Source organism: Enterobacter sp. Li2LvB3, assembly GCF_056156645.1.
The window spans coordinates 1-1,659 of record NZ_JBSICG010000059.1 but is presented as its reverse complement, the minus strand read 5'-3'; the positions used below and the strand labels follow the sequence as shown (position 1 = coordinate 1,659).

The 1,659-nt window shown below is 52.6% G+C and carries 1 rRNA gene; it reads right to left on the bottom strand.

From position 1 onward, the window contains the following. Positions 1–49: 49 nt before the first annotated feature. A 16S ribosomal RNA gene (locus ACS603_RS23395) occupies positions 50–1,589 on the bottom strand. Positions 1,590–1,659: the final 70 nt, after the last annotated feature.

Sequence of the window (1,659 nt, the reverse complement as noted above, 5' to 3'; positions counted from 1 at the left end):
TTTTCATCAGACAATCTGTGTGAGCACTACAAAGGCAGGTTCTTTAAGGTAAGGAGGTGATCCAACCGCAGGTTCCCCTACGGTTACCTTGTTACGACTTCACCCCAGTCATGAATCACAAAGTGGTAAGCGCCCTCCCGAAGGTTAAGCTACCTACTTCTTTTGCAACCCACTCCCATGGTGTGACGGGCGGTGTGTACAAGGCCCGGGAACGTATTCACCGTAGCATTCTGATCTACGATTACTAGCGATTCCGACTTCATGGAGTCGAGTTGCAGACTCCAATCCGGACTACGACATACTTTATGAGGTCCGCTTGCTCTCGCGAGGTCGCTTCTCTTTGTATATGCCATTGTAGCACGTGTGTAGCCCTACTCGTAAGGGCCATGATGACTTGACGTCATCCCCACCTTCCTCCAGTTTATCACTGGCAGTCTCCTTTGAGTTCCCGGCCGAACCGCTGGCAACAAAGGATAAGGGTTGCGCTCGTTGCGGGACTTAACCCAACATTTCACAACACGAGCTGACGACAGCCATGCAGCACCTGTCTCAGAGTTCCCGAAGGCACCAATCCATCTCTGGAAAGTTCTCTGGATGTCAAGAGTAGGTAAGGTTCTTCGCGTTGCATCGAATTAAACCACATGCTCCACCGCTTGTGCGGGCCCCCGTCAATTCATTTGAGTTTTAACCTTGCGGCCGTACTCCCCAGGCGGTCGACTTAACGCGTTAGCTCCGGAAGCCACTCCTCAAGGGAACAACCTCCAAGTCGACATCGTTTACGGCGTGGACTACCAGGGTATCTAATCCTGTTTGCTCCCCACGCTTTCGCACCTGAGCGTCAGTCTTTGTCCAGGGGGCCGCCTTCGCCACCGGTATTCCTCCAGATCTCTACGCATTTCACCGCTACACCTGGAATTCTACCCCCCTCTACAAGACTCTAGCCTGCCAGTTTCGAATGCAGTTCCCAGGTTGAGCCCGGGGATTTCACATCCGACTTGACAGACCGCCTGCGTGCGCTTTACGCCCAGTAATTCCGATTAACGCTTGCACCCTCCGTATTACCGCGGCTGCTGGCACGGAGTTAGCCGGTGCTTCTTCTGCGAGTAACGTCAATCACTAAGGTTATTAACCTTAATGCCTTCCTCCTCGCTGAAAGTACTTTACAACCCGAAGGCCTTCTTCATACACGCGGCATGGCTGCATCAGGCTTGCGCCCATTGTGCAATATTCCCCACTGCTGCCTCCCGTAGGAGTCTGGACCGTGTCTCAGTTCCAGTGTGGCTGGTCATCCTCTCAGACCAGCTAGGGATCGTCGCCTAGGTGAGCCATTACCCCACCTACTAGCTAATCCCATCTGGGCACATCTGATGGCAAGAGGCCCGAAGGTCCCCCTCTTTGGTCTTGCGACGTTATGCGGTATTAGCTACCGTTTCCAGTAGTTATCCCCCTCCATCAGGCAGTTTCCCAGACATTACTCACCCGTCCGCCGCTCGTCACCCAGGAGCAAGCTCCCTGTGTTACCGCTCGACTTGCATGTGTTAGGCCTGCCGCCAGCGTTCAATCTGAGCCATGATCAAACTCTTCAATTTAAGTTTGATGCTCGTGAATTAAACTTCGTAATGAATTACGTATGTTCACTCAGAGACTTGGTATTCATTT